The organism is Saccharopolyspora sp. NPDC045839 (assembly GCF_056431645.1).
Map to the genome: position 1 here is coordinate 135,494 of NZ_JBWKKH010000009.1, position 26,062 is coordinate 161,555.

General features: G+C 69.4%; 24 protein-coding genes, 2 tRNA genes and 1 other RNA gene. 21 read left to right on the plus strand and 6 right to left on the minus strand.

Features of this window, described 5'->3' with window-relative positions; all coding sequences use genetic code 11:
* Positions 1–21 precede the first annotated feature (21 nt).
* From nudC to AC07EQ_RS15505, 5 genes are all read left to right on the plus strand, one after another.
* Complete coding sequence (gene nudC / locus AC07EQ_RS15485) at positions 22–948, plus strand: NAD(+) diphosphatase (protein WP_478388598.1); 927 nt, start codon at positions 22–24, stop codon at positions 946–948.
* 177 nt (positions 949–1,125) lie between these two features.
* Entirely contained in the window at positions 1,126–3,213 is a 2,088-nt protein-coding gene (locus AC07EQ_RS15490) for an ATP-dependent DNA helicase UvrD2 (protein WP_478388599.1), read from the plus strand.
* Between the two features lie 478 nt (positions 3,214–3,691).
* The gene (locus AC07EQ_RS15495; RefSeq protein ID WP_478388600.1) at positions 3,692–4,075 is read left to right on the plus strand and encodes a WhiB family transcriptional regulator; all 384 of its coding nucleotides are present in this window, start codon (positions 3,692–3,694) and stop codon (positions 4,073–4,075) included.
* Positions 4,072–4,290 carry a hypothetical protein gene (locus AC07EQ_RS15500; protein ID WP_478388601.1) on the plus strand — a complete coding sequence of 73 codons (219 nt, stop codon included), beginning with the start codon at positions 4,072–4,074 and terminating at the stop codon, positions 4,288–4,290. Before AC07EQ_RS15495 ends, AC07EQ_RS15500 begins: the two co-directional genes overlap by 4 nt.
* A gap of 232 nt (positions 4,291–4,522) precedes the next feature.
* Positions 4,523–5,407: a methyltransferase gene (locus AC07EQ_RS15505; RefSeq protein WP_478388602.1), complete on the plus strand. Its 885-nt coding sequence runs from the start codon at positions 4,523–4,525 to the stop codon at positions 5,405–5,407.
* A 33-nt stretch (positions 5,408–5,440) separates the two neighbouring features.
* Here the strand turns inward: AC07EQ_RS15505 and AC07EQ_RS15510 are convergent, their stop codons facing one another.
* A complete protein-coding gene (locus AC07EQ_RS15510; RefSeq protein WP_478388603.1) occupies positions 5,441–6,751 on the minus strand; it encodes an ABC1 kinase family protein in 1,311 nt (436 codons plus the stop codon).
* Between the two features lie 322 nt (positions 6,752–7,073).
* Complete coding sequence (locus tag AC07EQ_RS15515) at positions 7,074–7,223, minus strand: DUF5679 domain-containing protein (protein ID WP_010693945.1); 150 nt, start codon at positions 7,221–7,223, stop codon at positions 7,074–7,076.
* 224 nt (positions 7,224–7,447) lie between these two features.
* Here AC07EQ_RS15515 and AC07EQ_RS15520 point away from each other — a divergent pair, with 224 nt between their 5' ends.
* A complete protein-coding gene (locus AC07EQ_RS15520) occupies positions 7,448–8,005 on the plus strand; it encodes a M48 metallopeptidase family protein (RefSeq protein WP_478388604.1) in 558 nt (185 codons plus the stop codon).
* 45 nt (positions 8,006–8,050) lie between these two features.
* Here the strand turns inward: AC07EQ_RS15520 and AC07EQ_RS15525 are convergent, their stop codons facing one another.
* Positions 8,051–9,460 (minus strand): zinc-dependent metalloprotease, encoded by a 1,410-nt coding sequence (locus AC07EQ_RS15525; RefSeq protein WP_478388605.1) that lies wholly within the window; start codon positions 9,458–9,460, stop codon positions 8,051–8,053.
* A gap of 80 nt (positions 9,461–9,540) precedes the next feature.
* Between AC07EQ_RS15525 and AC07EQ_RS15530 the strand changes: the two genes are divergently transcribed.
* Positions 9,541–10,566 carry a YlbL family protein gene (locus AC07EQ_RS15530; RefSeq protein WP_478388606.1) on the plus strand — a complete coding sequence of 342 codons (1,026 nt, stop codon included), beginning with the start codon at positions 9,541–9,543 and terminating at the stop codon, positions 10,564–10,566.
* A gap of 54 nt (positions 10,567–10,620) precedes the next feature.
* On the opposite strand, the gene AC07EQ_RS15535 is transcribed toward AC07EQ_RS15530, so the two are convergent.
* The gene (locus AC07EQ_RS15535; RefSeq protein WP_478388607.1) at positions 10,621–11,151 is read right to left on the minus strand and encodes a PPA1309 family protein; all 531 of its coding nucleotides are present in this window, start codon (positions 11,149–11,151) and stop codon (positions 10,621–10,623) included.
* A gap of 200 nt (positions 11,152–11,351) precedes the next feature.
* On the opposite strand from AC07EQ_RS15535, the gene AC07EQ_RS15540 reads away from it, so the two are divergent.
* From AC07EQ_RS15540 to AC07EQ_RS15550, 3 genes are all read left to right on the plus strand, one after another.
* Positions 11,352–14,246 (plus strand): UPF0182 family protein, encoded by a 2,895-nt coding sequence (locus AC07EQ_RS15540; RefSeq protein WP_478388727.1) that lies wholly within the window; start codon positions 11,352–11,354, stop codon positions 14,244–14,246.
* 151 nt (positions 14,247–14,397) lie between these two features.
* A tRNA-Met gene (locus AC07EQ_RS15545) sits at positions 14,398–14,474 on the plus strand.
* A 415-nt stretch (positions 14,475–14,889) separates the two neighbouring features.
* Positions 14,890–14,963 (plus strand) — tRNA-Met (locus tag AC07EQ_RS15550).
* A 63-nt stretch (positions 14,964–15,026) separates the two neighbouring features.
* Here AC07EQ_RS15550 and AC07EQ_RS15555 read toward each other — a convergent pair.
* Positions 15,027–15,326, minus strand: a complete 300-nt coding sequence (locus tag AC07EQ_RS15555) for a hypothetical protein (protein WP_452618312.1) — start codon at positions 15,324–15,326, stop codon at positions 15,027–15,029.
* 276 nt (positions 15,327–15,602) lie between these two features.
* Here AC07EQ_RS15555 and AC07EQ_RS15560 point away from each other — a divergent pair, with 276 nt between their 5' ends.
* The 7 genes from AC07EQ_RS15560 (at position 15,603) to ssrA (ending at position 21,204) form a co-directional block, all read left to right on the plus strand.
* On the plus strand, positions 15,603–16,100 hold the full coding sequence (locus AC07EQ_RS15560) for a PadR family transcriptional regulator (RefSeq protein WP_165968011.1): 498 nt from the start codon (positions 15,603–15,605) through the stop codon (positions 16,098–16,100).
* Between the two features lie 119 nt (positions 16,101–16,219).
* Complete coding sequence (gene prfB, locus AC07EQ_RS15565; RefSeq protein WP_478388608.1) at positions 16,220–17,326, plus strand: peptide chain release factor 2; 1,107 nt, start codon at positions 16,220–16,222, stop codon at positions 17,324–17,326.
* Between the two features lie 114 nt (positions 17,327–17,440).
* A complete protein-coding gene (gene ftsE, locus AC07EQ_RS15570; RefSeq protein ID WP_093262250.1) occupies positions 17,441–18,130 on the plus strand; it encodes a cell division ATP-binding protein FtsE in 690 nt (229 codons plus the stop codon).
* Positions 18,131–18,393: 263 nt separating this feature from the next.
* Positions 18,394–19,296 carry a permease-like cell division protein FtsX gene (gene ftsX / locus AC07EQ_RS15575; protein ID WP_478388609.1) on the plus strand — a complete coding sequence of 301 codons (903 nt, stop codon included), beginning with the start codon at positions 18,394–18,396 and terminating at the stop codon, positions 19,294–19,296.
* A gap of 78 nt (positions 19,297–19,374) precedes the next feature.
* Complete coding sequence (smpB, locus tag AC07EQ_RS15580) at positions 19,375–19,851, plus strand: SsrA-binding protein SmpB (protein WP_132482298.1); 477 nt, start codon at positions 19,375–19,377, stop codon at positions 19,849–19,851.
* On the plus strand, positions 19,851–20,750 hold the full coding sequence (locus AC07EQ_RS15585; protein WP_478388610.1) for an amidohydrolase family protein: 900 nt from the start codon (positions 19,851–19,853) through the stop codon (positions 20,748–20,750). The genes smpB and AC07EQ_RS15585 overlap by 1 nt, the downstream gene beginning before the upstream one ends.
* An 83-nt stretch (positions 20,751–20,833) precedes the next feature.
* Positions 20,834–21,204: a transfer-messenger RNA gene (gene ssrA, locus AC07EQ_RS15590) on the plus strand.
* A 515-nt stretch (positions 21,205–21,719) separates the two neighbouring features.
* On the opposite strand, the gene AC07EQ_RS15595 is transcribed toward ssrA, so the two are convergent.
* Positions 21,720–22,091, minus strand: a complete 372-nt coding sequence (locus tag AC07EQ_RS15595; RefSeq protein ID WP_478388611.1) for a tautomerase family protein — start codon at positions 22,089–22,091, stop codon at positions 21,720–21,722.
* 97 nt (positions 22,092–22,188) lie between these two features.
* Here AC07EQ_RS15595 and AC07EQ_RS15600 point away from each other — a divergent pair, with 97 nt between their 5' ends.
* The 4 genes from AC07EQ_RS15600 (at position 22,189) to AC07EQ_RS15615 (ending at position 26,021) form a co-directional block, all read left to right on the plus strand.
* Positions 22,189–22,650 carry a MarR family winged helix-turn-helix transcriptional regulator gene (locus tag AC07EQ_RS15600; RefSeq protein ID WP_478388612.1) on the plus strand — a complete coding sequence of 154 codons (462 nt, stop codon included), beginning with the start codon at positions 22,189–22,191 and terminating at the stop codon, positions 22,648–22,650.
* Between the two features lie 103 nt (positions 22,651–22,753).
* Positions 22,754–24,205 carry an alpha/beta fold hydrolase gene (locus AC07EQ_RS15605; protein WP_478388613.1) on the plus strand — a complete coding sequence of 484 codons (1,452 nt, stop codon included), beginning with the start codon at positions 22,754–22,756 and terminating at the stop codon, positions 24,203–24,205.
* Positions 24,206–24,222: 17 nt separating this feature from the next.
* Positions 24,223–25,362, plus strand: coding sequence for a sensor histidine kinase (locus AC07EQ_RS15610; RefSeq protein WP_478388614.1), 1,140 nt, complete (start codon positions 24,223–24,225; stop codon positions 25,360–25,362).
* Entirely contained in the window at positions 25,359–26,021 is a 663-nt protein-coding gene (locus AC07EQ_RS15615) for a response regulator (RefSeq protein WP_478388615.1), read from the plus strand. Before AC07EQ_RS15610 ends, AC07EQ_RS15615 begins: the two co-directional genes overlap by 4 nt.
* Positions 26,022–26,062 lie beyond the last annotated feature (41 nt).

Consider the following 26,062-nt stretch of genomic DNA (forward strand, 5'->3'; position numbering starts at 1 on the left):
GTTAGATGGTGAGGCGGGCAGATGACTACCGAGGTGTTGGCGGGGGCGGGTTTCCAGCTGGATTCCGCGCCCCTGCTCTCCAGGTCCACAGTGGACCGCAGGGAGACGCTGCGGGACGCCCCGGACGGCGGCGCCCAGCTGTGGGCGACCGGACGGGTCGTGCTGGTGGACGCCAAGGGGCGCACCCGGATCGGCCAGGATTCGCGGCTCGTGGTGCATCCCGCGACGGACTTCGGTGCAGGCCCGGTCCCCAACGCCGTCCTGCTCGGCGTCGAGGACGAGATCAGCTACTGGGCGTTGCGCAGCGAGCACGACGGAGCCCAGGACGACTGGCGGGACCTGCGCACCGGCGGCGGTCTGCTCAACGACACCGACGCCGGGCTGTTCACCACCGCTGTCGGCCTCCTCGGCTGGCATGACAACGCCCGCTACTGCGCGGTGTGCGGCGCGGCGACGACGCGGGTCCGCGCGGGGTGGGCCCGGCGTTGCACGGGCTGCGACCGCGAGGAGTACCCGCGCACCGATCCGGCTGTCATCTGCCTGGTGCACGACGGCGCGGACCGCGTCCTGCTGGCCCGCCAGCCGATCTGGCCGCCGGAGCGGTACTCGGTGCTCGCCGGTTTCGTCGAGGCCGGTGAGTCGCTGGAGGCCTGCGTCTCGCGCGAGATCGCGGAGGAGGTCGGAGTGGAGGTCTCGGACGTCCGCTACCTCGGCAGCCAGCCGTGGCCGTTCCCGCGGTCGCTGATGCTGGGCTTCGCCGCGATCGCGGACCCGTCGGCGCCGCTTACCCCGGCGGACGGGGAGATCGAGGACGCCCGCTGGGTGCACCGCGACACGGTTCGGGCGGCCCTGGAGTCCGAGGGCGCAGCGGTCGACGGCCTGCGCCTGCCGCCGGGCGTGTCGATCGCCTACCGCATGATCAAGGGCTGGGCCACCTGGCAGGACTGACGCGAGGAGCCGGCCGGGGCCTTCCCGGCCGGCTCCGCACGTCCTTTTGAGCAGCCTTTCGCCGCAGTTCAGCATGGTTGCGGGCCCGGTTCTCCCCGGCGGATCACGCCCGACACGCGGTTGCGGGTGCCGGGGTGTGGCCCCGAACGGGGGAGCAGGTCTGCGAAGATGCCGGGCATGACCGAGCAGCCGCGACTCCTGGAAGGTTTGGATCCGGAGCAGCGGCAGGCGGTCGTCGCACCACGCGGCCCCGTGTGCGTCCTGGCGGGCGCGGGCACCGGGAAGACGCGCACGATCACCCATCGCATCGCCTACCTCGTGCAGCGCGGCCTCGTCGCGCCGCAGCAGGTGCTCGCGGTGACCTTCACAGCCCGGGCGGCGGGGGAGATGCGCACCCGGCTGCGCGCGCTCGGCGCGGCCGGCGTGCAGGCGCAGACCTTCCACGCAGCGGCCTTCCGGCAGCTGCGCTACTTCTGGCCGCGGGTGCACGAGACGCAGATGTGGCAGCTGGCGGACAACAAGTTCCGGCTGGTCATGCAGGCGGCGAACAAGCTCGGGATGTCCACCGAGCGGGAGGACGTCCGGGACCTGGCAGGCGAGATCGAGTGGGCCAAGTCGTCGCTGATCGGTCCCGAGCAGTACCCGGCCGCCGCGGCCGCCGCCGGTCGGGAGGTGCCGGTCCTGCCGGAGCAGCTCAGCAAGGCCTTCGCGACCTACGAGCAGGTCAAGAACAGGGCGCAGATGCTGGACTTCGACGACCTGTTGCTGCACATCGCGGCGATCCTGGAGGACCAGCCGGAGATCGCCGAGGAGTTCCGCGGCCGGTACCGGTCGTTCGTCGTGGACGAGTACCAGGACGTCAACCCGCTGCAGCAGCGGGTGCTCGACTCGTGGGTGGGCAACCGCGACGACCTCACGGTGGTGGGCGACGCGAACCAGACGATCTACTCGTTCGCCGGCGCGTCGCCGAAGTGGCTGATCGGCTTCCCGCGCAAGTACCCGGAGGCGACCGTGGTGCGCCTGGAGCGGGACTACCGGTCGACGCCGCAGGTGGTGGGCCTGGCCAACCAGGTAATCGGCGCGGCGCGGGAACGGCCGGCAGGCACCCGGCTGAAGCTGGTCGGACAACGCCCGGACGGTCCCCGGCCGGATTTCGCCGAGTACGACGACGAGACCGACGAGGCCGAGGCGATCGCGCGCAAGATCGCTCAGCTGGCCAAGCGAGGCATCGCGCTGTCGGAGATCGCGGTGCTGTTCCGGGTCAACGCGCAGTCGGAGGTCTACGAGAAGGCGCTGTCCGACGCCGAGATCCCCTACCAGGTGCGCGGTGGCGAACGGTTCTTCGCGCGGGCGGAGGTGCGGCAGGCGATGGCCACGCTGCGCACCGCGATCGCGCACGGCGCCGATGAGGAGGACCTGCCCGCGACCGTCCGTTCCGTGCTCCGCGAAGTCGGCCTGACCGACGAGCCTCCTGCCGGTGGTGCCGCGCGCGAGCGGTGGGAGTCGCTGATCGCGCTGGTGGAGCTCGCAGAGGAGTTGGCCGCCGCGGAGCCCGACGCCGGGCTGGCGCGCTACGTCGCGGAGCTCGACGCGCGTGCCGAGTCCCAGCATCCGCCGACCGTCGAGGGCGTCACCCTGGCCTCGCTGCACGCGGCGAAGGGCCTCGAATGGGACGCGGTGTTCCTGGTGGGTCTGGTCGAGGGAACCCTGCCGATCATGCACGCCGACACCGACGCGGCCGTCGAGGAGGAACGCCGCCTGCTCTACGTCGGGGTCACCCGCGCCCGCGAGCACCTCTCCCTGTCGTGGGCGCTGGCACGCGCCGGTGGCCGCCGCTACCGCCGGCGCAGCCGCTTCCTGTACAGCCTGGTGCCGGACGAACATCCGGCGGCGCTGCCCAACAAGGTCAAGCAGCGCGAGCTGCTGTCACGACCCGCGAAGGCCGCGAAGCCGCATTGCCGCATCTGCAACGTCGTCCTGACGGGCACGATGGACATCAAGCTCGGTCGCTGCGCGGACTGCCCGTCTGATGTGGACGAAGATCTGCTGTCGCAGTTGAAGGCGTGGCGCAGCGAGCGGGCCCGGCAGCTGAAGGTGCCCGCGTACGTGGTGTTCACCGACGCGACGCTGACCGCGATCGCCGAGCAGCGGCCGCTGGACGAGACCGCGTTGGTCGGCATCTCCGGGATCGGGGCCTCGAAGCTGCAGAAGTTCGGCTCCGACGTGCTCGCGCTGACCCAGGGTGACCGCCGCGACATGCGCTGAAATGCCTGGTCGTACGGGTTTTTCAGACGATCGAGCGGATTCTTCGAAAAATACGTTGCGACCGGCACGGTGGTGCCAATAATCTGCAAGAGCGCGAGCCGTGGTTGGAAGAAACCACGGCCCTGAACCCCGAAGGGAGGTGGCCTTGGTGTCCACGATTCTGATGTCGAGCACCCCGCGCCACCTCATGGCCGGGGCCATCGCGCTGTCCCGCGGCACTTTCGCGCCAATCCCAGCTGCTGCCGAGTACGAAGCTGGCAATGGTCGTGAGTTCAAGCCGCGTTGGTTCCGTGCGGTTCCGCAGACCGTTGTCGACCCATGCCGGTCCGTTCGTAGGCGATTCCTCGATCCACTGATCTAGGAACGTCTCTCAGGCTTCTCGAAGGCCGCGGACCCGCAACGGGTCCGCGGCCTTCTTGTCGTTCCCGTTTTTCCTTCATTCACAACCTGCCGTCGATCGACTACTGGAGGAAGTTTCATGTTGACCGCGAGTGTGCCGATATCCAGCTCGAGCGAGGGCTTGCTGGCAGACGAGGACACCGTGGCCGGCCTGTTCGGCAGCCCCGCGACGCTCGAAAGCCGACTGCCCTGCCGCCAGGACCCCGACCTGTGGTTCGCCGAGAACCCGCGGGAGCTGGACCAGGCCAAGTCGCTGTGCGCCGACTGCCCGATCAAGGCCGAGTGCCTGGCCGGCGCGCTGTCCCGCGGCGAGCCGTGGGGCGTCTGGGGTGGCGAGATCTTCGAGCGCGGCGCGGTGGTCGCCCGCAAGCGTCCGCGCGGCCGTCCGCGCAAGCACCCGCTGCCCGCAGACACCCCGGCCGCGGGCCGGCCCGCACGGCGAGGTCAGGAGCGAGCGGCATGACGTACCACCGAACCATCGACCCCATCACCGGAAACCGGATCAAGAGCGAGGTAAGGATGTTCATGCCCGAGGACCTGTCCCGGATACGAAGTAACGAGCTGATCGACGAAGCGCACCGACATCGGTTGGCCCGGGAGATCACGGCCGGTCGCTGGTGGCGCTGGCTCGCCGACTACGCCGGTCGCCGCGCGCAGCAGGCGTCCCGATGTCCGTGAGCCGCCCGGGATCGGCTCGGTAGTACTCGATGGCGGTGCTGAACCACCTTGCACCGCAACAGATTCCAGGGGCCGTCCCATGCGGGCTTCCCGGCCGCGTCCGCCGGTCGGGAAGTCCGCGGCCCCGGCGACCGGAATCCCTTGCGCAGGACGAGACTCGATGCGCTCGAGCGCTCGCGCACCTTGACAACACAGAGCACCGGCCGGGGCATTGCCCGTATCGTGATGCCTCGTGGCTGGACACTCGCACGACAACATCGACTGGGACGAGCACCTGCAGCGGCTCCGGGACGGCGATGAGCTGAACGCGCCGGAGATCGCCGAACTCGCCGCGAAGCTGCTGCGCCCGACCGATCGCACCGTGATCGAGGTCGGTGCCGGAGCGGGCGGAACGGCGGCGGCGTTCGCGGCGGAGCTGGCGGATGCCGGCGGAGCGCTGACCGTCGTGGACACGGCGCCGCAACTGCTCGCGGCGGCGGAAGCCCGCGTCAAGCAGGTCTCCGACCGGGTCGAGGTCCACGCCGTCCAGGCGGACGCCGCCGACGACTCGCTCGCGGAGGCCATCGAGAAGGCGGGGGCTTCCGCGCAGGCCGACGTGGTCGTCGCGGCGTTCGTCGTGCACCACCTGCCCGACCAGCTGGCCGGCGTGCGCCGATTGGCGAACCTGGTACGCCCGGGCGGGCGGCTGGCGATCGTCGAGTTCGGGCTCGAAACGAAGGTGCTGCCGCCGGACGTCGGCCTCGCCGAGCCGGGGCTGGAAGCCCGGTTGACCGCCGCCCGCCAGGACTGGTTCCGGCAGATGCGGGCGGAGATGACCGGCACGGTCCGGATGCCGATGGGGTGGGGCAAGGCACTGTCCGAGGCGGGCCTGGCCGACGTGCGGTCGTGGAGCTACCTCGTGGACCGCCCGGCTCCGGTGTCCGGAGTCGCCCTGCAGGCGGTGCTCCGCCGGTTGCAGTTCCTCCGCAGGGACGCGGAGAACCGCGTCGGGCCGCAAGACCTGGCGGCGCTGGACGAGCTGCTCGACGAATCCGGCGAGCACTACGCCGGAAACCGCGACGACGTGTACTACCTGACGGCGAACACGGTCCACCTCGGCACCCGGCCGGCGAGCTGAGGCCCATCCGGGCCGCGGGCCGCCGGTGGGCGATCAGTCGGAGAAGCCCGGCTGCCACCGGGCGATGATGTCGCGGGCGCCGACCTCGGCGTCGAGCTGGCAGAGGATCCCGGTGGCACCCAGCGTGACCCGGTGGATCAGCAGGTAGTCCGGCGGGAGGTTCAGCGACCGCCCCGTCCGGAAGTCCGGGCTGCGCAGGTCGCCGACCCGCTCGGCCTGGCGCTGCAACCAGCGCCGGGTGAAGTGGAACGTCGGCGCGCGGACCGGGTCCACGAACGGCGCCAGGTAGGCCAGCACGTCCTCGGCCTGGATCTCCCGGTCGCCCTGCACGAACCGCTCCGCGCGCAGCAATTCCAGCAGCTCGGCGGACTTGTCCTCCAGGGCGAGCCGGACCATGCGGCCGAACGTCGCGGGCACGCCGTCGGGCAGCCGGGAGACCGCGCCGAAGTCGATCACGCAGAGCCTGCCGTCCGGCATCAGCATGAAGTTGCCGGGATGCGGGTCGGCGTGCAGCAGGCCGGCCCGGGCGGGTGCGGAGTAGTGGAACTCGGCGAGCAGCCGCCCCGCCGCGTCGCGCTCCTCCTGTTCCCCGTCGGCGATGATCTGGGCGTACGCCTTGCCCGTCACCCACTCCGTGACGACCACCTTCGGGGCGCTGGCGATCACAGCCGGAATCAGGACGGCATCGTCGTCCCGGAACGCCTTGGCGAAAGCCCGCTGGTTGTCGGCCTCGGTGCGGTAGTCGAGCTCCTCGACCATCCGGTCCTGGAGTTCCGCGAGCAGCGGCTTGACCTCGGCGCCGGGGGCCAGCGACTGGAAGAGGCGGGAGAAGCGGATCAGCTGGCGCAGGTCTGAGCGCAGCGCCTCGTCCGCGCCCGGGTACTGGACCTTGACCGCGACCTCGCGGCCGTCGTGCCAGGTCGCCCGGTGCACCTGCCCGATGCTCGCCGCCGCGGCGGGGACGTCGTCGAACTCGGCGAACCGCTTCCGCCAGGCGGAGCCCAGCTGCTCGGTGAGCACCCGGTGCACGCTGCTCGCGGGCATCGGCGGCGCGGCGGATTGCAGCTTCGTCAGCGCCTCGCGGTACGGGCCGGCCATCTCGTCCGGCACGGCGGCCTCGAACACGCTCAGCGCCTGGCCGAACTTCATCGCGCCGCCCTTGAGCTGGCCTAGGACCGCGAACACCTGCTCCGCGGTCTTGGCCGACACCTCGGCGCTGATCTCTGCCGGATTCTGCCCGGTGAGCCGCTTCCCCCACCCGGCGGCCAGGCGTCCGGCGACACCGAGCGGCAGGCTGGCGAGCTTCGCGGTGCGGTGTGCCGCCCGGCGGGGAATGTCGGCCACGAATTCTCCTTGGTGCGCGCAGGAAAACCCTCTCGATGTCCGAAGACGTTTTCGAAATCGAGAAACCCAGTCACATGCTAGAGGTTCCCTGCGGCGCCTTGGGGTGTGATCGACGTGTTGGACGTCAGGGTTGCGCCACCGGTCGCATTCGCGGTTCCGCCGGACAAGGGCGAACAAGCCTGCTCGTCAGCCCTCCGGGCCGAGCTGAGCACGGATGTATCCCCCTACGCTCCGGCGCGGCGGGTGCGATGTCGAACGCCGGAGCGATGCGTCGGAGATGCGGGCGGGTGGGCGGCCCGAGCGGCGGCCCACCCGTGCCCGGTCACGCCTTGCCGAGGATGCGGGTCATCTTGGTGCCGCAGACCGGGCAGGTGCCCTTCGCCATTCGGCGACCGTTGGTCTCCGAGACCTCACCGGAAAAGTCGCGCTTCTCCCGGCACTTCACGCAGTAGCCGTTGTACGTCTCGGCCACGGCTCCCCTCCTTCATGTCGTGATCCAGCGTCGTTGCTGGCTCTTCTGCCCACCTCCGGGCGGCTGGGGGAACGGTACATGTGGGCCATTCGACATGCATGCATTACGAGCATCGCATGTTCGACTTAATGGAGTAATCCCTAAGGGGATCACGATGCGTAGGCGCTGAGGTCCGGCTCACAGCGCGGGCCGTTTGTCGGGAGCACTCGCTAAGGTCCACTCCCGTGGCTGAACCCCAGGTCGAGGTGCGCCGCAGCAAGCGCCGCCGACAGACGGTGAGCGCCTATCGCGACGGTGACAAGATCGTGGTGCTTCTCCCGGCGCGGATGACCCGCGCGGAGGAAAAGCGCTGGGTGGCGGACATGCTCAGCCGCCTGCAACGCAGCGAGACGCGTCGGCGCTCGCCCGCGCGGGAATCCGACGAAGCACTGCTCCAGCGGTGCCGCGAGCTGTCCGCGAAGTACCTCGACGGCAGGGCGCAACCGCAGGGCGTTCGGTGGGTGCCACCGATGCGCACGAGGTGGGCTTCCTGCACGCCCAGCGATGCCACCATTCGGGTGAGTCAGCGGCTCCGAGATGTACCCGGTTGGGTGCTCGATTACGTGCTCGTGCACGAGCTCGCGCACCTGCTGGTGCCCGGCCACGGGGCCGACTTCTGGAAGTGGGTGCGCCGCTACCCGAAGACCGAGCGGGCCATCGGCTACCTGGAGGGGGTGTCCGCGGCCGCCCAGCTCGGCATCGGGCTGGACGACGACGCGGAAGAGGCCGAAGCCCGCACATGACGAGGGGCACCTCCGGGAGTCCGGAAGTGCCCCGTCCGCGCTCGGTCAGTTCTCGTCGCGCTTCGGCGAGTCGTCGCCCTCGTCGTCGGACTTCGTCGCCTCGTCGGCCTCGGCGCGGCGGATCGCGGCGATCGGGTCGTCCAGGTCCGCGGAGCCCGAGCCCCAGCGGTCGGCGAAGTCCAGCGGCTCGTCCAGGTCCGAGCTGTCCGGCAGCAGGTCGGGGTGGTCCCAGATCCGGTCCCGGCTCTCGACGCCGTGCCGCTCGGTCATCAGCCGCCACAGGTTCGCGGCGTCCCGCATCCGGCGGGGCCGCAGCTCCAGGCCGATGAGCGTGGCGAAGGTCTGCTCCGCAGGCCCGCCGGTCGCGCGCCGCCGCCGGACGGTTTCGCCCAGCGCGCCGGCGCCCGGCAGCCGGTCGCCGACGGCGTCGGCGACGACCACGTCGACCCAGCCCTCGACCAGCGCGAGCAGCGTCTCCAGCCGGTTCAGCGCGACCTGCTGCTCGGGAGTGGTCTTGGGCTCGAGCATCCCGGAGCCCATCAGCTCCTGCATCGAGCTCGGGTTGGTCGGATCGACCTTGCCTGCCAGGTCCTCCAGCGCCGAGGTGTCGATGTGGATGCCGCGGGCGTACTCCTCCACGGTCGCCAGCAGCCGCTGGCCGAGCCACGGGACGTGGCTGAACAGCCGGTGGTGCGCGGCCTCGCGGGCGGCGAGGAACACGGTCGCCTCGCTGATGGGCCGGTCCAGGCCCTCGATGAAGCGCTCGATGTTCGCGGGCAGCAGCGCCGCGGTACCGGCCGGGGCGAGCGGCAGGCCGACGTCGGTGGAGGTCAGCACCTCGCCGCCGAGCTGGGCGAGGCCGTTGCCGAGCTGCGAGCCGAAGGTCATCCCGCCCATCTGGCCGAGCATCGACAGCAGCGGGCCCGCGGCCTGCTTCGCCTCCTCCGGCAGCGCCTCCAGCCAGGCGCTGGACATCCGCTGCGCGACCGGGTCGCACAGCCGTTGCCAGGTGGGCAGGGTCTTCTCCACCCAGTCCACCGACGACCAGGTCTGCACCGACCGGACGCCGGCGGGCAGCGAGGTGGTGGCGTCCAGCCACAGCTCGGCCAGCCGGACCGCGTCCTCGATCGCCTTGACCTGGTCCTGGCTCGGGCGCTCGGTGCGCTGGTTGTTGTGCAGCTGCTGCACCGCGAGTTGCTTGGCGAGCTCGTAGTTCACCGGCCCGGAGCCGCCACTGCCGGAGTGGCTGAGCGCCTGGCCGAGTTGGGTCAACATCTGGCCGAGCTGGCCGATGTCGAAATTCGGCATGCCGCCCGGTCCGGGCATGCCGCCGAAGCCGAAACCGGGAAGGTCCCCGGAGCCACCGGCGCCGCCCTCAGAGCGGCCTTGCGACGAGTCGCCCTTGTCGGGATCGTCGGGGTCCTGCGAGCTGAACCCGAACGGCAAGTTGGTCATAGTTCCACGGTACGCGGCCTTCGCCACCTCACAGAAGGTGTCCGGAGCTCGCTGGACGCGAACACGTACGCTGTCACCTCGTGAACCGCCGTACGTGGACGCTGCTGACAAGTGTCGTACTGGTAGTCGCCTTCGGTCTGCTCGGCGCGTTCGTCCGGGTGCCGTACGTGGCGCTCGGGCCGGGGCCGACCTACGACACCCTCGGGATGGACGGGAACGTCCCCGTGATCGGCATCGACGGGCAGCAGACCTTCCCGACCGGCGGGCACCTGAACATGACGACGGTGTCGGTGACCGATCAGCTGTCCCTGTTCGGCGCGTTGGGGCTGTGGGTGAGCGGCCGGTACGCGCTGGCGCCGCGCGAGCTGTACTTCCCGCCGGACAAATCCGAGCAGGAGATCGAGCAGGAGAACACCAAGGCCTTCAGCGATTCGCAGACCACCGCCGAGACCGCGGCCCTGCGCTACCTCGGCTACCCGATGAAGGTCCTGGTCGGCGAGATCGTCAAGGGCAGCCCGGCGGACGGCGTCCTGGAGCCCGGCGATCACCTGCTGGCCGCCAACGGCAAGCCGGTCACCGATCCGGCCTCGTTAAAGGCGGCGCTGGTAGGCACCAAGCCCGGCGACCGGGTGGAGATCCGGTTCCGCCACACCGACCAGCCCGAGCAGGTCGCGAGCGTGCAGCTGGGCCCGAACCCGGGCACCGACCCGCAGGGCTTCCTGGGCGTGGCCGCGATCGAGCGGCCGGACGTCAACTTCGACATCAAGATCAGCCTGGCCGATGTGGGCGGCCCGTCCGCGGGGCTGATGTTCACCCTGGCGATCATCGACAAGCTGACGCCGGGCGAGCTCAACGGCGGTCAGTTCATCGCGGGCACCGGCGAGATCAGCCCGACCGGCGAGGTGGGCCCGATCGGCGGCATCCCGTTCAAGATGGTCAAGGCCCGCGAAGCGGGCGCGACGACCTTCCTCGTTCCGGCCGGCAATTGCGCCGAGGCCAAGACCCAGGCGCCGGAGGGGCTGCAGCTCGCCAAGATCGCGAACCTCGACGACGCGACCAAGGCCCTCGACGCCCTGCGCGGCGGCCAGGTCCCCGCCAGCTGCTGATCCGCGGCGGCGTTCGCGGTGGAGACCGGCACGCCGACCTCCACCGCGAACCGGTCAGTCCGCGAAGGTGGCGTGGAGCGCGGTGAGCAGGTTCGGGGCCAGCGACGGGTCCTGGATGAGCTCGCCACCGGCCTCCGGATCGGACACGCGCAGGCGCATCACGCATGCCTCGCCACCGTCGCGCAGCACCGCCGCGACCAGCCGGGCCTCGTGGCGGTCCGGGTGTTCGGCGGCGATCTGCCGGTCCCGCTCGCTGTCGCCGGGCAGCTCGGCCTCCGCCTCCGGCGGCAGCACCACGATCTCCTGCACCACCGCGCAGCCGGCCACCTGCTCCGGCCACGCGATGCCGCTCAACGCCTCGGCGAGGTCTTCGGCGGGCAGCGCTTCCTGCGCGATCGGGGTCAGCGCCGCGGCCGGGTCGAGCTGGTCGGCCAGCCCGGGTTCGGCGGCCAGCAGCTGGTTGGTGGGTACGAGGGCGAACACCTGGCTGGGCTGGTCCCAGCCCGCGGCGTGGACGAACTCCTCGATCTCGCGAGCGGCCGACGGCAGCGCCGCGGCCAGGTCCTCGGGGGTCTCCGGTGGCATGCCGCCATGGTCGCACCGCCGGGCCGGGCGGCCGCCGCCGGCCGATCCGATGACCTGCGAAAGATGTCCGCTTAATCCAGTTCGCGAAGCCGCTTCCAGGAACTTCACGAAGGGGTCGTAGAGTTGAACATCACGAGGGCGGCCGAACCACCGGTACCGTCCAGGCCTGCTGATCGTCACCAGGAGCGTGCGTTGTGGCCATGCGGCCCCCGGTAGGAATGCCGAAACTGTCCCGGAGAAGCCGGATCCTGCTGATCCTCGGCGGCATCGTGCTGGTCGCCCTGATCGCCGGATCGCGAATGCTGGGCACCTACGTGGACTGGCTGTGGTTCGGTGAGGTCAACTACCGGCAGGTCTTCACCACCCAGCTGCTGTCCCGCGCCGGACTGGGGGTGGCCGCGGCGGTCTTCCTCGGTGGCGTGCTGGCCCTGAACCTGTGGCTGGCCTTCCGCAACCGGCCGGTGTTCGTGCCGGTCAGCGGTCCCGACGACCCGCTGGCCCGGTACCGCACCGTGGCCACCGAGCGCTCCCGGCTCTTCGGGCTCGGGCTGCCGATCGTGGTGGGCGTGATCGGCGGGCTCGCCGCGCAGGCCGACTGGCAGACCCTCCAGCTGTTCCTCAACAGCGTGCCGTTCGGGCAGGTCGACCCCGAGTTCGGCAAGGACATCAGCTTCTACACCTTCGAGCTGCCGTTCTGGCGCTTCCTGCTGTCGTGGGCGTTCATCGCGATCACCGTGTCCTTCATCGGCGCGCTGATCACGCACTACATCTTCGGCGGCATCCGGCTGGCCGGCCGCTCCGGGCAGCTGTCCATGCCGGCGCGGGTCCAGCTGGCCGTGCTGGCGGGCCTGTTCGTGCTGTTGAAGGCGGTCGACTACTTCCTGGACCGCTACGACCTGCTGCTGTCGCAGCGCAACCCGCTGTTCACCGGTGCCAGCTACACCGACCTGAACGCGGTGATGCCGGCGAAGCTGATCCTGATGTGCATCGCGGTGTTCTGCGCGATCGCGTTCTTCGCGGTGATCTTCCTGAAGAACCTGCAGATCCCGGCCCTGGCCACGGTGCTGCTGGTGCTCTCCAGCGTGGTGGTCGGCGCGGTGTGGCCGGCGCTGATGGAGCAGTTCTCGGTGCGCCCCAACGCGAACGAGCGGGAGGCGCAGTCGATCGAGCGCAACCTCGAGGCGACGAAGGCGGCCTTCAACATCGGCGAGCCCAACGTCCAGTTCGTCGACTACCCGGGCCGCACCCAGCTGCAGCCGGCCGAGGTCGCCGCGGACAAGGGCACCATCCCGAACATCCGGTTGCTCGACCCGAACGTGCTGGCCCCGACGTTCACCCAGCTGACCCAGCAGTACAACTTCTACGGGTTCACCGACAAGCTGGACGTCGACCGGTACCGGGACGCCAACGGCCAGCTGCGCGACTACCTGGTGGCGTTGCGCGAGATCAACACCGACGGCCTGGCCGTGAACCAGCAGAACTGGATCAACCGGCACACCGTCTACACGCACGGCAACGGTTTCGTCGCCGCGCCGGCCGACCGGGTCGACTCCACGTTCAAGGAAGGCGCCACCCAGGGCGGCTACCCGGTGTTCCAGATCAGCGACGTGGCCAACAACGGCCAGGGCGCGATCCCGGTCGAGCAGCCGCGCGTGTACTACGGCGAGCTGGTGGGCCGCAACGACTACGCGATCGTCGGTGGCAACCCGGGCGAGGCGCCCCGCGAGTACGACACCGACCAGCAGCAGTACACCTACACCGGCACGGGCGGTGTCCCGGTCGGCAACCTGTTCCAGCGCCTGGTGTTCGCCGCCTACTACGGCGAGCGGAACTTCCTGTTCAGCGGCGCGATCGGCGATGACTCGAAGATCATCTACGAGCGGAACCCGCGGGAGCGGGTGCAGAAGGTCGCGCCGTGGCTCAAGCTCGATGGCGACCCGTACCCGGCCGTGGTCGGCGGCAAGATCAAGTGGATCGTCGACGGCTACACCACGCTGAACAACTACCCGTACGCGGAGCTGACCGAGCTCGGCGAGGCCACCAACGACACCCTCACCGGCGTCGAGCGGCAGCCCAACCAGCAGATCAACTACATCCGCAACTCGGTGAAGGCGACCGTCGACGCCTACGACGGCTCCGTGGACCTCTACTCGGTCGACGACAAGGACCCGGTGCTCAAGGCCTGGGAAGGCGTCTTCCCCGGCGTGGTCAAGCCAGCCAGCGAGATCACCCCTGAGCTGCGCGACCACTTCCGGTACCCGGAGGACATCTTCAAGGTGCAGCGCACGCTGCTCACCCAGTACCACGTCGACAACCCGGGCGACTTCTTCTCGAACCAGACCTTCTGGCAGGTGCCGTCCGACCCGACCGGCCGCGGCAGCGCCGCCAACGCCGAGGGGCAGCAGCCCCCGTACTACGTGCTCGCCCAGGTCGGTGAGCAGGGCCAGCCGCAGTTCCAGCTGACCAGCGCCCTCACCGCGCTGCGCCGCGAGAACCTGGCGGCGTGGGTGTCGGCGTCCTCCGAACAGGACAACTACGGCAAGCTCACGGTGCTGCGGCTGCCGACCAACAACTCGACACCGGGCCCGAACCAGGTCCAGAACCAGATGGAGTCGACCCCGGCGGTCACCGAGAACCGGACGCTGTTCAACAACCCGAACGTGACCGCGATCTTCGGCAACCTGCTGACCCTCCCGGTCGCCGGCGGCCTGCTGTACGTCGAACCGATCTACATCCAGCGCAACGAGCAGAACTCCTATCCGCAGCTGGCCCGAGTGCTGGTGTCCTTCGGCGGCAAGGTCGGCTTCTCCGAGACCCTGGCCGGGGCGCTGGAGCAGGTGTTCGGTTCGGGTGCCGGGCAGGCCACGAACCCGGGTCAGAACGGCCAGCAGCCGCCGTCGGGCCAGAACCAGCAGCCCCCGCCGGAGACTCCCGGCAGCCCCCAGCTGTCCCAGGCGGTCACCGACATCCGGGCGGCCCTGGAGCACGTCCGCGCGGCCCAGCAGTCCGGCAACTTCGCCGACCTCGGCTCGGCCTACCAGCAGCTCGACGACGCGATCAAGCGCTTCGAGCAGGCGCAGGGCACCGGCGGCTGATCGGCAACGGCAACCAGGGGCGGGGATCGCGCAGGCGGTCCCCGCCCGTCGTTTTTCCGGCGTCCGATCGAGTGCAAATGACGTGCGTCACTTCTGAGCCCAGGGGATTTGCACTACGGTTCATCACCCCGTAAAGTTGGTGACACAACGACGCGGGGTGGAGCAGCTCGGTAGCTCGCTGGGCTCATAACCCAGAGGTCGCAGGTTCGAATCCTGTCCCCGCTACCATTCGAATGGTCAGAAGCCCTCCGACTTCGTCGGGGGGCTTCTTTTTCGTTGTCTTAATTCCCATACGGGGGCCGAGCCCCCGTAGGCCCCCACGGTGCGGTGGTCGCTTTTCGTCGGCTCCTTGCTCGGGGAGCGTTCCCGGCCTGGATTCCGGACCAGCCCTTTGGTTCTGGTGCGGGGCTGGGGGTGGAGACATGGGCTGGGGCTCTTGCGTTGGGGCTCTGCGTTGCGTTGAGGCTCGGCGGTTGGGGGTGTTCGGTGGTCGTTGGTCCTCTGCTGGCTCTCCGCTGTCGCGCTGCTGGGGTTTTTGGGGTTTTGGCTGGTGGGGTGGGGGTTTTGGGGTTTGGGGACCCCCCTTGTTCGGGGCTTTTTCGGGGTGTGTAAAGTACTCCGTACAACAGAAAAACGCACACGGCGCGGGGTGGAGCAGCTCGGTAGCTCGCTGGGCTCATAACCCAGAGGTCGCAGGTTCGAATCCTGTCCCCGCTACTATTCGAACGGAAAGCCCCCGACTTCGGTCGGGGGCTTTCCGTTTTGGTCGGGTCGTTTCTCCTATGAGAGGCCTTTGGCCCATTGGCGGGCGCACGCCGGGGAGCAGACCCGGCCATCTCCCCGGACCGTGTTCGTCGGGCGCATCGCTCGGCCGCAGACGATGCAGGCGTCGGCTTCGCCCTCTCTCTGCATGGGCACCAGTGCCTTGGCTCGCTTCGCTTGCTCGGTGACCTTGTTGGTCACCCTGGTCTTGCTCTCGTTGACCTTGGTACGCAACCAACTGCGATGCACGCTCCGCACCTCCTGAACGGGCCCCTCATCGGCCGCCGACTGGTCGGCCAAGTGCAGGGTGCGTGTCACCTGTCGTAGTTGGGCAGCTCCAGAGCGTGATAGCACCTCATTGCGCCAGGAAGACCCCCCATCCAGGCGAACCCGGGGAATGCTCGTCGCAATGTGTGCGGACGCTCGGCCGCCCGCGTGTGCGCCCCGTGTCCGAGGCCGCCGCTTCGCCAGTCGTCCGGAGCGCGCGCCAATGGCGCAACCGTTCGTCCACTTGGACCAGTCCACTGCAACCACTGTGGACAGAACTGGGGACCACTGTGGACAGCGAAGCGGTGGCATGGCACCGTGGCAGATGTGACCGAGCTGAATGCGACATCCGCTGCCCTGTTGGGACTACTGCACGAAGGTCCGAAGACCGGTGGCCAGCTGGTTGCGGCCGCTACCGAGCGCTTCGGAGGGTTCTTCAGCGTGACCCGCAGCCAGGTTTACCGCGAGCTGCCCGCGCTGACCGACGCCGGCCTGCTGCGCCTCGGCAAGCAGGGTCCGCGCTCCAGCCAGCAGTACGCGATCACGGCCGCCGGCAAGCGCGCCTTCAAGTCGTGGCTGAACACCGAGCCCGGGCCGGACAACGTCCGCAGCCCGCTGATTCTCCGCCTGGTCTACTCGGGTTCCCTGACCCCGAAGCAGCGCTCCGGGCTGGTCGAGGCGGCCCGTGCCCAGTACGCGGTGAAGATGGACGAGGCGAAGAACGCCGCCAAGGCCGCGACCGACCCGTACGAGAAGGCCGCCGCGGACTTCACCGTGTCCTACAACCGGGCGATCATCAAGCTGCTGGACTCGATTCCGGACTGAACCACCCGGGACAGAACAGTCCTGAGCGGTGGCGGTCGCCACAACGGCCAAAACCGCTCATGACCGGACACGGGCCGTCCTCGTGGGCGGCCCGTGTCCGGTGAAGTACGCTGAGCACTGTGAATCCCGACGTCGCTGCCTCGCTCAAGGAACTGTCCAACACCCTCGAAGGCATCGAGAGCGTGATGGATCTGGACGCCCTGCGCGCCAAAATCGCCGAGCTCGAGGCCGAGGCCGCCAAGCCGGATCTGTGGGACGACGTCGAGCACGCGCAGCGGGTCAGCAGCCAGCTGGTGCACCGGCAGGCCGAACTGCGCAAGATCACCGAACTGCGGCAGCGCGTCGAAGACCTCGAAGTGCTCTACGAGCTCAGCGAGGACGAAGGCGACCCGGCCGGGCTGTCCGAGGCCGACGACGAGCAGGACCGCCTCCGGAAGGACCTCGAAGCCCTCGAGGTGCGCACCCTGCTCTCCGGCGAGTACGACCCGCGCGAGGCGATGGTGACCATCCGCGCCGAGGCCGGCGGCGTCGACGCGGCCGACTTCGCCGAGATGCTGATGCGCATGTACCTGCGATGGGCCGAGCGGCACTCCTACCCGGCCGAGGTCTACGACACCTCCTACGCCGAAGAGGCCGGACTGAAGTCGGCGACGTTCCGGGTCAACGCCCCCTACGCCTACGGCACGCTCTCCGTCGAGCAGGGCACGCACCGGCTGGTGCGCATCTCGCCGTTCGACAACCAGGGGCGCCGGCAGACCTCCTTCGCCGGCGTCGAGGTGCTGCCGGTCGTGGAGGAGACCGACCACGTCGACATTCCGGAGAAGGACATCCGCGTCGACGTCTTCCGCTCCTCCGGCCCCGGCGGCCAGAGCGTGAACACCACCGACTCCGCCGTGCGCATCACGCACATCCCGACCGGCATCGTGGTGTCCTGCCAGAACGAGAAGTCGCAGCTGCAGAACAAGGCCGCCGCGATGCGCGTGCTCCAGTCCAAGCTGCTGGCCCGCAAGAAGGAAGAGGAGCGCGCCGAGCTGGACGCCCTCAAGGACAGCGGGTCGAGCTGGGGCAACCAGATGCGGTCCTACGTGCTGCACCCGTACCAGATGGTCAAGGACCTGCGCACCGAGCACGAGGTCGGCAACCCCGACGCGGTGCTCGACGGCGACATCGACGGGTTCCTGGAGGCCGGCATCCGCTGGCGCCGCCAGCAGCAGAGCGTGGCCTGACCTGCACCGCGCGCCAATGCCCTGACCGGCGACGAAGTCGCAGGTGACCGGCGGTTCCGCCGCCGGTCCGGGTGAGTGATGTCCCCCTAACGGTCGCAGGTAAACTCACGCCCCGTGATCCGCCTTGAGCACGTGTCCAAGACGTACAAGACGTCGACCAGGCCCGCTCTCGACGATGTCTCGGTGGGCATCGAAAAGGGCGAGTTCGTGTTCCTCATCGGGCCCTCCGGGTCCGGCAAGTCGACGTTCATGCGACTGCTGCTGCGCGAGGACGTGCCCACCCGCGGTCAGGTCTTCGTCGCCGACTGGAACGTCGCCAAGCTGCCGCGGCGCCGCGTCCCGCGGCTGCGCCAGCGCATCGGCTGCGTGTTCCAGGACTTCCGGCTGCTGAACAACAAGACCGTCGCGGAGAACGTCGCCTTCGCGCTGGAAGTGATCGGCAAGCCCCGCAACGACATCCGCCGCGTGGTGCCGCAGGTGCTGCAGCTGGTGGGGCTCGAGGGCAAGGCCGACCGGATGCCCCACGAACTCTCCGGTGGTGAGCAGCAGCGCGTGGCGATCGCGCGGGCGTTCGTCAACCGGCCGCTGGTGCTGCTCTGCGACGAGCCCACCGGGAACCTCGACCCCGACACCAGCCAGGACATCATGCTGCTGCTGGAGCGGATCAACCGCACCGGCACCACGGTCGTCATGGCCACCCACGACCACTCCATCGTCGACTCGATGCGACGCCGCGTCGTCGAGCTCAGCCTCGGCCGGGTCATCCGCGACGACGCCCGCGGCGTTTACGGCGTCGGCCGCTAGAGAGTGTTTCGAAATTGGTTTGCGTAGCGGTGCGGGTGGCGGAACCTCAGATGCCCCCTCGCTGTGGGATCCCCGACATCATGAATGCCAATTCACCACGTCGGGGCTGTCCTCGCGAGGAGGCATCTGAGAACCCGCGGCGGTGCGAGTTGAGTCCCACACCGCAAGCGGCTACCGCCGCTCACAAAACACGACTTAGCCCAGACGGCGGTCGACCCGCACCTGAGGACACCACCCCCGACCGGCAGGAAAGCTGACACAAGATGCGCGCGAGCTTCGTATTCAGCGAGGTCGTCAACGGCCTTCGGCGCAACGTGACGATGACCATCGCGATGATCCTGACGACCGCCATCTCGGTCGGCCTGCTCGGCGGTGGTCTCCTCGTGGTCCGGATGATCGACAAGATGCAGGAGACCTACCAGGACCGCGTCGAGGTCGTGGTGTTCATGACCGATGACGTCAGCGCCAACGACAAGGACTGCAGCCAGCAGCCGTGCGCGAACATCATGGCCGACCTCAATCGCGTCCCGGGCGTCGAGTCGGTGAAGTACGAGGACCGGCAGAAGGCGTTCGAGAACTTCAACAAGGTCTTCGAGTCGCAGCCCGAACTGCGCGACGTGGCCCGCGCCGAGGCGATGCCCGCCTCGCTGCGCGTCAAGCTGTCCGACCAGGAGCGCTTCCCGGCGCTGCAGCAGCAGTTCAGCGGGCGGCCCGGCGTGGACAGCGTCGTCGACCAGGCCGAGTACCTGAACCGGCTGTTCGATGTGCTCAACGGGATCCGCAACGCGACGTTCTCGATCGCGCTGGTGCAGGCGCTCGCCGCGCTGCTGCTGATCTCCAACACCATCCAGCTGTCGGCGTTCACCCGGCGCACCGAGACCGGCATCATGCGCCTCGTCGGCGCCACCCGCTGGTACACGCAGCTGCCGTTCCTCCTGGAGGCCGTGGTCTCCGGCCTCATCGGCGCGGTCCTGGCCATCGGCGGCCTGCTGATCTCCAAGGCCGCCTTCATCGACCGGGTCATGTCGCCGGTGTTCGGCACGGGCATCATCCCCAACGTCGAGTGGGGCGACATCGCGCTGATCTCGCCGATCCTGCTCCTCGTCGCGGCGGCCGTCTCGGCCATCACCGGCTACGTGACGCTCCGCCTGTACGTCCGGCTGTAGCGGGATTACCGGTGCCGCGGCCTGCGTTGCAGGCTGCGGCACCGAAAGTCACGTGACACGAAAGCTAGAGTTGTTCGTATGGTGAAGGAACGCGGCCGCAAGGTCATCGCGCAGAACCGCAAGGCGCGGCACGACTGGGCGGTGCTGGACACCTACGAAACCGGCATCGTGCTGACCGGCACCGAGGTCAAGAGCCTGCGGCAGGGCAAGGCGCAGCTCGTCGACGGCTTCGCCACCGTCGACGACGGCGAGGTCTGGCTGCGCAACGTGCACATCCCGGAGTACACCGAGGGCACGTGGACCAACCACGAGCCGCGCCGGTCCCGCAAGCTGCTGCTGCACAAGCACGAGATCCTCCGGCTGATCGGCAAGATCAAGGAGAGCGGGCTGAGCCTGATCCCGATGACGCTGTACTTCAGCGACGGGAAGGCGAAGGTCGAACTCGCCCTCGCACGAGGCAAGAAGGCCCACGACAAGCGGCAGGACCTGGCCAAGCGCGACGCGGATCGCGAGATGCAGAAGGCGATCGGTCGAGCTCGCAAGGGCATGCGGTAGTGCCGCCGCGCAGCGACGCGGATGTGCCCGCCTGGGTGGCCGAGCTGGGGCTGCCCGGGCTGGTCGACATCCACACGCACTTCCTGCCGGAACGGGTCCTGAGCAAGGTCTGGGCCTACTTCGACGAGGCGCGCACGAACTACGGCTTCGAATGGCCGATCCACTACCGGTACGCGGAGGAGGCCCGGATCCAGGCGCTCCGCGATCTCGGGGTGACGACCTTCGCGCCGCTGGTCTACGCGCACCGGTCGGACATGGCGGCCTGGCTGACCGACTGGGCGATCGACTTCGCCGGGCGCACGCCCGACGCGGTGCCGACGGCGACGATCTTCCCGGAACCCGACGTCGCGGACTACCTGGCCAAAGCGCTCGACGCGGGGGCGCGGTGCGTGAAGGTGCACGTCCAGGTCGGTGCCTTCGACCCGCGCGACGAGTTGCTCGATGCGGCGTGGGGACTGCTCGCCGATGCGGGCGTGCCGGCCGTGGTGCACTGCGGCGACGGCCCGCTGAAGGGCGAGCACACCGGGCTCGACGTGTTCGAAGGCGTGCTGCGGCGCCACCCGCGGCTGCTCGCGGTGCTGGCGCACGCGGGCATGCCCGACTACGGGGTGGCGCTGGACCTCGTGGACCGCTATCCGGGCGTGCACCTCGACACCACGATGATCGGCGTCGCCTTCACCGAACGGATCGCGCCGTTGCCCGCGGACTGGCCGGCGAGGCTGGCCGCCCACCCCGACCGGATCGTGCTGGGCACCGACTTCCCGAACATCCCGTACCCGTACGCCGAACAGCTCGCGGCCATCGCGAGCTGGGCCGAAGCCGACGATCGCCTCGGCGCGGACTTCCTGCGCGCCGTGCTCTACGGCACGCCGTCCCGGCTGCTCGGGCTCGGGACTTGATCGTTTAAGGGATATGGGAATGATCGCCGGGGCGCGAGGCGTTATGCTGGTGTACACCGGTTCGAAAGACGAGCCGGCTGCAAGGGGGTGAACGGTTTCGACTCCGTACGTTGATCCAAGGGAAGCGTGCCGGTGTAGGCGGGAGGCCACCGTGAGCGTCGCCGCAATCGAATAAGCGCCGACAAGAGTCAGCGCGAGTTCGCCCTCGCCGCCTGAGCGAGGAGCGACTCTGTCGGACCGGGATTGCCTCCGACCCGGGATCCGGCATCAGCTAGGAGGCTCTAACCGCCAGGTCCGGTCGCGGGACCTGGTGGGACATCGAACAGCGACTGGGCTTGTCACACCGGCTAGTTCGCGGGACCGGTGAAGCCGAGCAGAGACACAGCGGACTGCGCACGGAGAAGTCTTGGTGAGGCGACGGAGGACCCGGGTTCGATTCCCGGCACCTCCACTTCGGTGGGAGGCGAGTGCTCGCGTGGAGCGCTCGCCTCTCCTCGTTTTCGGATCATTTTGGGGGGCCGAGCCCCCCAAGCCCCCCACGGTGCGAGGGGCGTCTTTCGAGGGCTCCTTGCGGAGGGAGCGTTCCCGGCCTGGTCCCCGACCAGCTCCCTGTCTTGCCCTTTTGGTGGGGTCGTGTCTTTGGGGTGTTCCCTGTTTGGTTGGGCGTCGGCGTTCTGTCTCGGCCGTTCAGTGGAGTTGCGCCCGTGGTGCGTTTCCGGTCTGGTCACCGACCAGCGTGGAGCGTTTCCGGTCTGGTTGCCGGTGATCACTTTTGCGTACTCGCCTCCAGCTCGACGCCATGCTGACCGGATTCGAGGCCGTTCGGGCTGCGTAGTTCGGGACATCCGGTGTGTCCGGGGGCTGGTCTTGGGGACGGCTCCGCGCGTCTACTGGGCGGGGTGGTCGTCGTTTGCTCCGGCCGCAGTCGAAGGTGTGCGGAGATGGATCGCAGCGCCGATATGGCCGCCGTCAGGCGACCTCGCCGTCGGCTCCCGAGCGTTCTGGGGGGACGCCGACCAGGTGGACGGTCACGTCTTCCCGGATCTGGGCGCCGAACACCTCCGTTGCCGCGTCCGTTATCGACGTGATCAGCATCGCCGGGTCGAGGCGGGTCAGGCCCGCTTCGCGCATGTTCAGGGTGATCTGCGCCGCCTCCCGCGTCGCCGGCGCTCCGCCGGAACCCCAGCGGTGGCGGGGGATTCCGAACAGTTCCACGACCACCAGCGGCCGGAAGTTCTCCCCGTACACCTCGGTCGCCGCATTGGTCAGGGCTTCGATGAGCTTGCGCTCGGTGCTCTCGTCGAGCATCTCTTCGTGCAGTTTCACGGTGAAGTGCGGCATGGTCGGCCTCTTCGGTCGTCGTAGCATCGACGGAGGAGAAGATTTGCTTTGAAAACAAAGCTTCTTTGTAGACAAAGGTATTGGTTGGACGTGGTTGATGTCAACGAAGGACCGTGATCCGGGTGTCGACGATGCGATCCGGGCGCTGCTGCTGCTCATGCCGCGGCTGGTCGGGCGCGCCAAGAGGCTGCGGATCCCCGACGAGCTCCAGTCGCTCGCGCTTGCGCCGCGGCACCTCTCGCTGCTGTCCTACCTGCTCTTCGACGGGCCGATGACGGTGAACGAGCTGGCGACCAGGCTGGAAGTGGCGCCGACGACGGTGAGCCTGATGGTCGGCGAGCTGAGCCGCAAAGGCGTCCTGGAGCGGCGGGAGGACGAGGCGGACCGGCGACGCCGGATCGTCAGCATCACCGACGAGATGCTGCCCGCGATCGACGGCTGGCTGGCCCGCGGCGCCGCGGCATGGCACAACGCGCTCGCACCGCTGACGCCGGAGCAGCGGCGGATGTTCATCGACACCCTGCACGCCTACGAACTTGGCGTCGCCGACGAGACCTGAGCCGGCTGGCCGAGGGTCTGTCCAGGCGGAAGCCATTGGCGGGGAGGAAGATCTGCCGGAAGGCTGACGACCGGCCGCGGCTCGGGCGACCAGGCTGAGCGGCATGAAGACGAAGATCGCGAGTTTGCTCGGTGCCGTCGCCGTGCTCGGCGGGCTGGTGGTGGGTTCGGCGTCGGCGCAGCCGCCACCTGCGAGCGGGGATTCCGTCGCCTGGCGGGACTGCTTCGACGGTCTGCGGTGCGGCGAGATCGCCGTTCCCGCGGATTGGTCGCAGCCCGGGGGAGCGCAGATCGAGATCGGGTTGGGGAAGCTTCCCGCCCGCGATCAGGCGACCAAGCTCGGCACGCTGGTGGTCAACCCCGGCGGGCCGAACCCGGTGCTCTTCGCCTTGCCTGCCGTGCAACGCCAGCTCGACGAGTTGACCGCCTGGTTCGATGTGGTGCTCTTCGATCCCCGGGGCATGGGGGAGAGCAGCGGTGTGACGTGCCCGGAGCCGATGCCGTTCGCGGCGGAGTTGCCGCCCCCGGACCGCGAGGCTTACGGGGAGTACGCGCTGGCCGACCGCCGCTTCGCCGAGGCCTGCGAACCCGCGATGGGCCCGCTGCGCGACAACCTCAACTCCTGGCAGGTGGCCCACGATCTGGACGCCATCCGCGTGGCGTTGGGCGAGCCCGAGCTCAACTACTTCGGCAACTCCTACGGCACCATGTACGGCCAGGCGTATGCGGAGCTGTTCGGCGGGCACGTCGGGCGGATGTACCTGGACAGCGTGGGCGAGCACATCAGCCGCGAGCTGTACGACTGGGTCGCGCCCAAGGCTGCGACGCTCGAGAACAACCTGCGGCGGTTCGCCGATTGGTGCCAGGCGGAATCCGGCTGCGCGCTGGCGGACCGGGATGTTCTGTCCACATGGGACACCCTGCTCGCCGAGGCCGGGCGGGAGCCGATCCCCGCTCCCGGGGCCGGCCCGGACGTCGTCGTCGGTGCCGAACGGATCGTCGCGTCGACCGGGGAGAAGGTGCGTCGGGAGGACAACTGGCCCGCGTTGGCGACCGCCCTGGCCGCTGCGGACGCCGGCGATGCGACCGCGTTCGCTCCGCCATCGGCGCCGCCTCCGCAACCCGACGTGCCCGGGGCGGCGTTGATGGGGATCGCGTCGTGCGCGGATCTCGCATACCCCACCGGCTACGGCGAGATGAAGCGCGCCGAGGCCAGGCTTCGCGCCGAGGTGGCACCGCGGTTGGGTTGGGGCATGCTCTGGACAACTGTCGGCAGGTGCGCCGGGCTGCCGCGCACCGGCAGCTTCCCGCCGCACCCGCTTCAGCCGGCACCGGGCTTGCCACCGGTCCTGATCGCCAACGGCAGCAACGATGGTGGCGCCCCGCCAGAACACGGCCGGCTCGTGGCATCGCAGCTGCCTGGTGCCCGGTACCTCCCCGCGGAAGGGAACCACGCGCTCTACCTGAGCGGGAACCGGTGCGTACGGGACCACGTGCACCGCTACCTGACCGCCGGTGAGCTGCCGCCTCCAGACGCGCACTGCTCGGCCGCTTGATCGGCTACAAACGTCCGATGAGCGTGCGCATGTCGGGGGCGGGGCTGTCGGCCTCGCCCCCAGGGCGTTTGTGGCGTCGTCTCGGCCCGACGACGCAAGACACCGTGCTGGCCGGCGTAGCTGCCGTGGTCGTGGCCGCTGCGGCGATGTGGCAGGGCACGGCGCCGGTGTTCGAGGTTGCTGGTTTCAGCCTCGCTGTGGCGGCACCGCTGGCATTGCGCCGCAGGCTGCCGCTGTCCGTCGCCGTCGTCGCAGCTGTCGTCGTGCTGGCCGGATCGTCGTTGCCGGGTTGGTCCGGGAAGCCCGTGGCGATGATCGCGTTCTGCTCGGCCGCCTACAACCGTCCGCAGCGCGTTGCGCCGGTGTTCGCGACGTCCGTGGGCTGGCTGTTGATGTGCGCGTCGGTGCTGCCCGCCGGGCAGTTCGGCACTGAGTTGTTCGCCGAAGCGGTGATCACCGGGATCGCTCCGGTGGCGGTCGGCTACGCGATGCGGTTGCACGGGGAACGCGCCGAGCAGGCGGCCCGGCTGCATCGAGCGGAAGCGAGCCGGGCGATGGCCGAGGAGCGCGGCCGGATCGCCCGCGAGGTGCACGACGCGGTGGGGCACCACCTGACGGCCATCCGGATGCAGGTCGGTTCCGCGGTCTACGCACTGCGCGACCTCCCGCCCGCCGCGGGCACCGCTTTCGACACGGTCGATTCCCTCGCCGCAGCCGCTTTGGGGGAGGTTCGCGAGCTGTTGGAGACGCTGCGCGAGGACAACCCCAGTGGCTCCGCCCTGGACGACGTCGAGGCGTTGGCCGATCGGTTGTCCACATCGGAGTGCCCGATCACCGTTGTCCGGCACGGCGCGGTCACCGCACTGCCGCCGCTGGTCGAGCACGGTGGCTACCGGCTGGCCCAGGAAGCGCTGACCAACGCCGTCCGGCATGCCCGCGCCGACGGGATCAGGGTGGAGATCGGGTACGCGGCCGAGGAGGTCACGATCGCGGTCGGGGACGATGGCCCGTCGCGTGACCTCGCGGCCGAGGGACACGGCATTCGCGGCATGCGGGAACGCGCGCACCTGCTCGGTGGCAGCCTGCTGATCACGCTCCGGCAGCCGCACGGTTGGCTGGTTCGGGCGACGCTGCCGACGGAGAGGGCGACGCGGTGACGATTCGGGTGCTGATCGCCGATGACCAGGCGGCGGTGCGGTCCGCGCTGCGGCTCGTCCTCGACACGACGCCGGGTGTGCGGGTGGTCGCCGAGGCCGCCGATGGCGCCGAGGCGATCCGGCAGGCGCGATCCCGCCGACCCGACGTCGCCGTTGTCGACATCCGGATGCCCAGGCTGGACGGGATCGCCGTCATCCGGACGCTCACCGCGCCGGATGCCGCGCACGTTCCGGCGGTCATCGCGCTGACGACCTTCGACCTGGACGAGTACCTCTTCGAGGCGTTGCGGGTCGGCGCCACCGGATTCCTGCTCAAGGACAACAATCCGCAGCTGCTCGTCGACGCCGTGCGCGCTGCCGCCCGCGGCCAGGGCCTGATCGATCCGCAGGTCACCGGGCGGCTGGTCCGCCGCTTCGCGCGGCTTTCCCCGCAGCCGGCCAGCCCGGATCTCGCCCGGCTGACCGCACGGGAACGCGAAGTGCTGCTGCAGGTCGCGCGCGGGTCGAGCAACGGCGAGATCGCCCGAGCGTTGTGGATCGAGGAGGGCACGGTCAAAACGCACGTCGCGCGGATCCTCGCCAAGCTCGGTCTGCGAACCCGGGTGCACGCGGTCATCTACGCGCATGAGCACGGGTTGACGCTGTCGGTCGACCCGTGAGTCTTTTGGGTTGCCATAGCCGCCCAAAGGACTCACGGCCC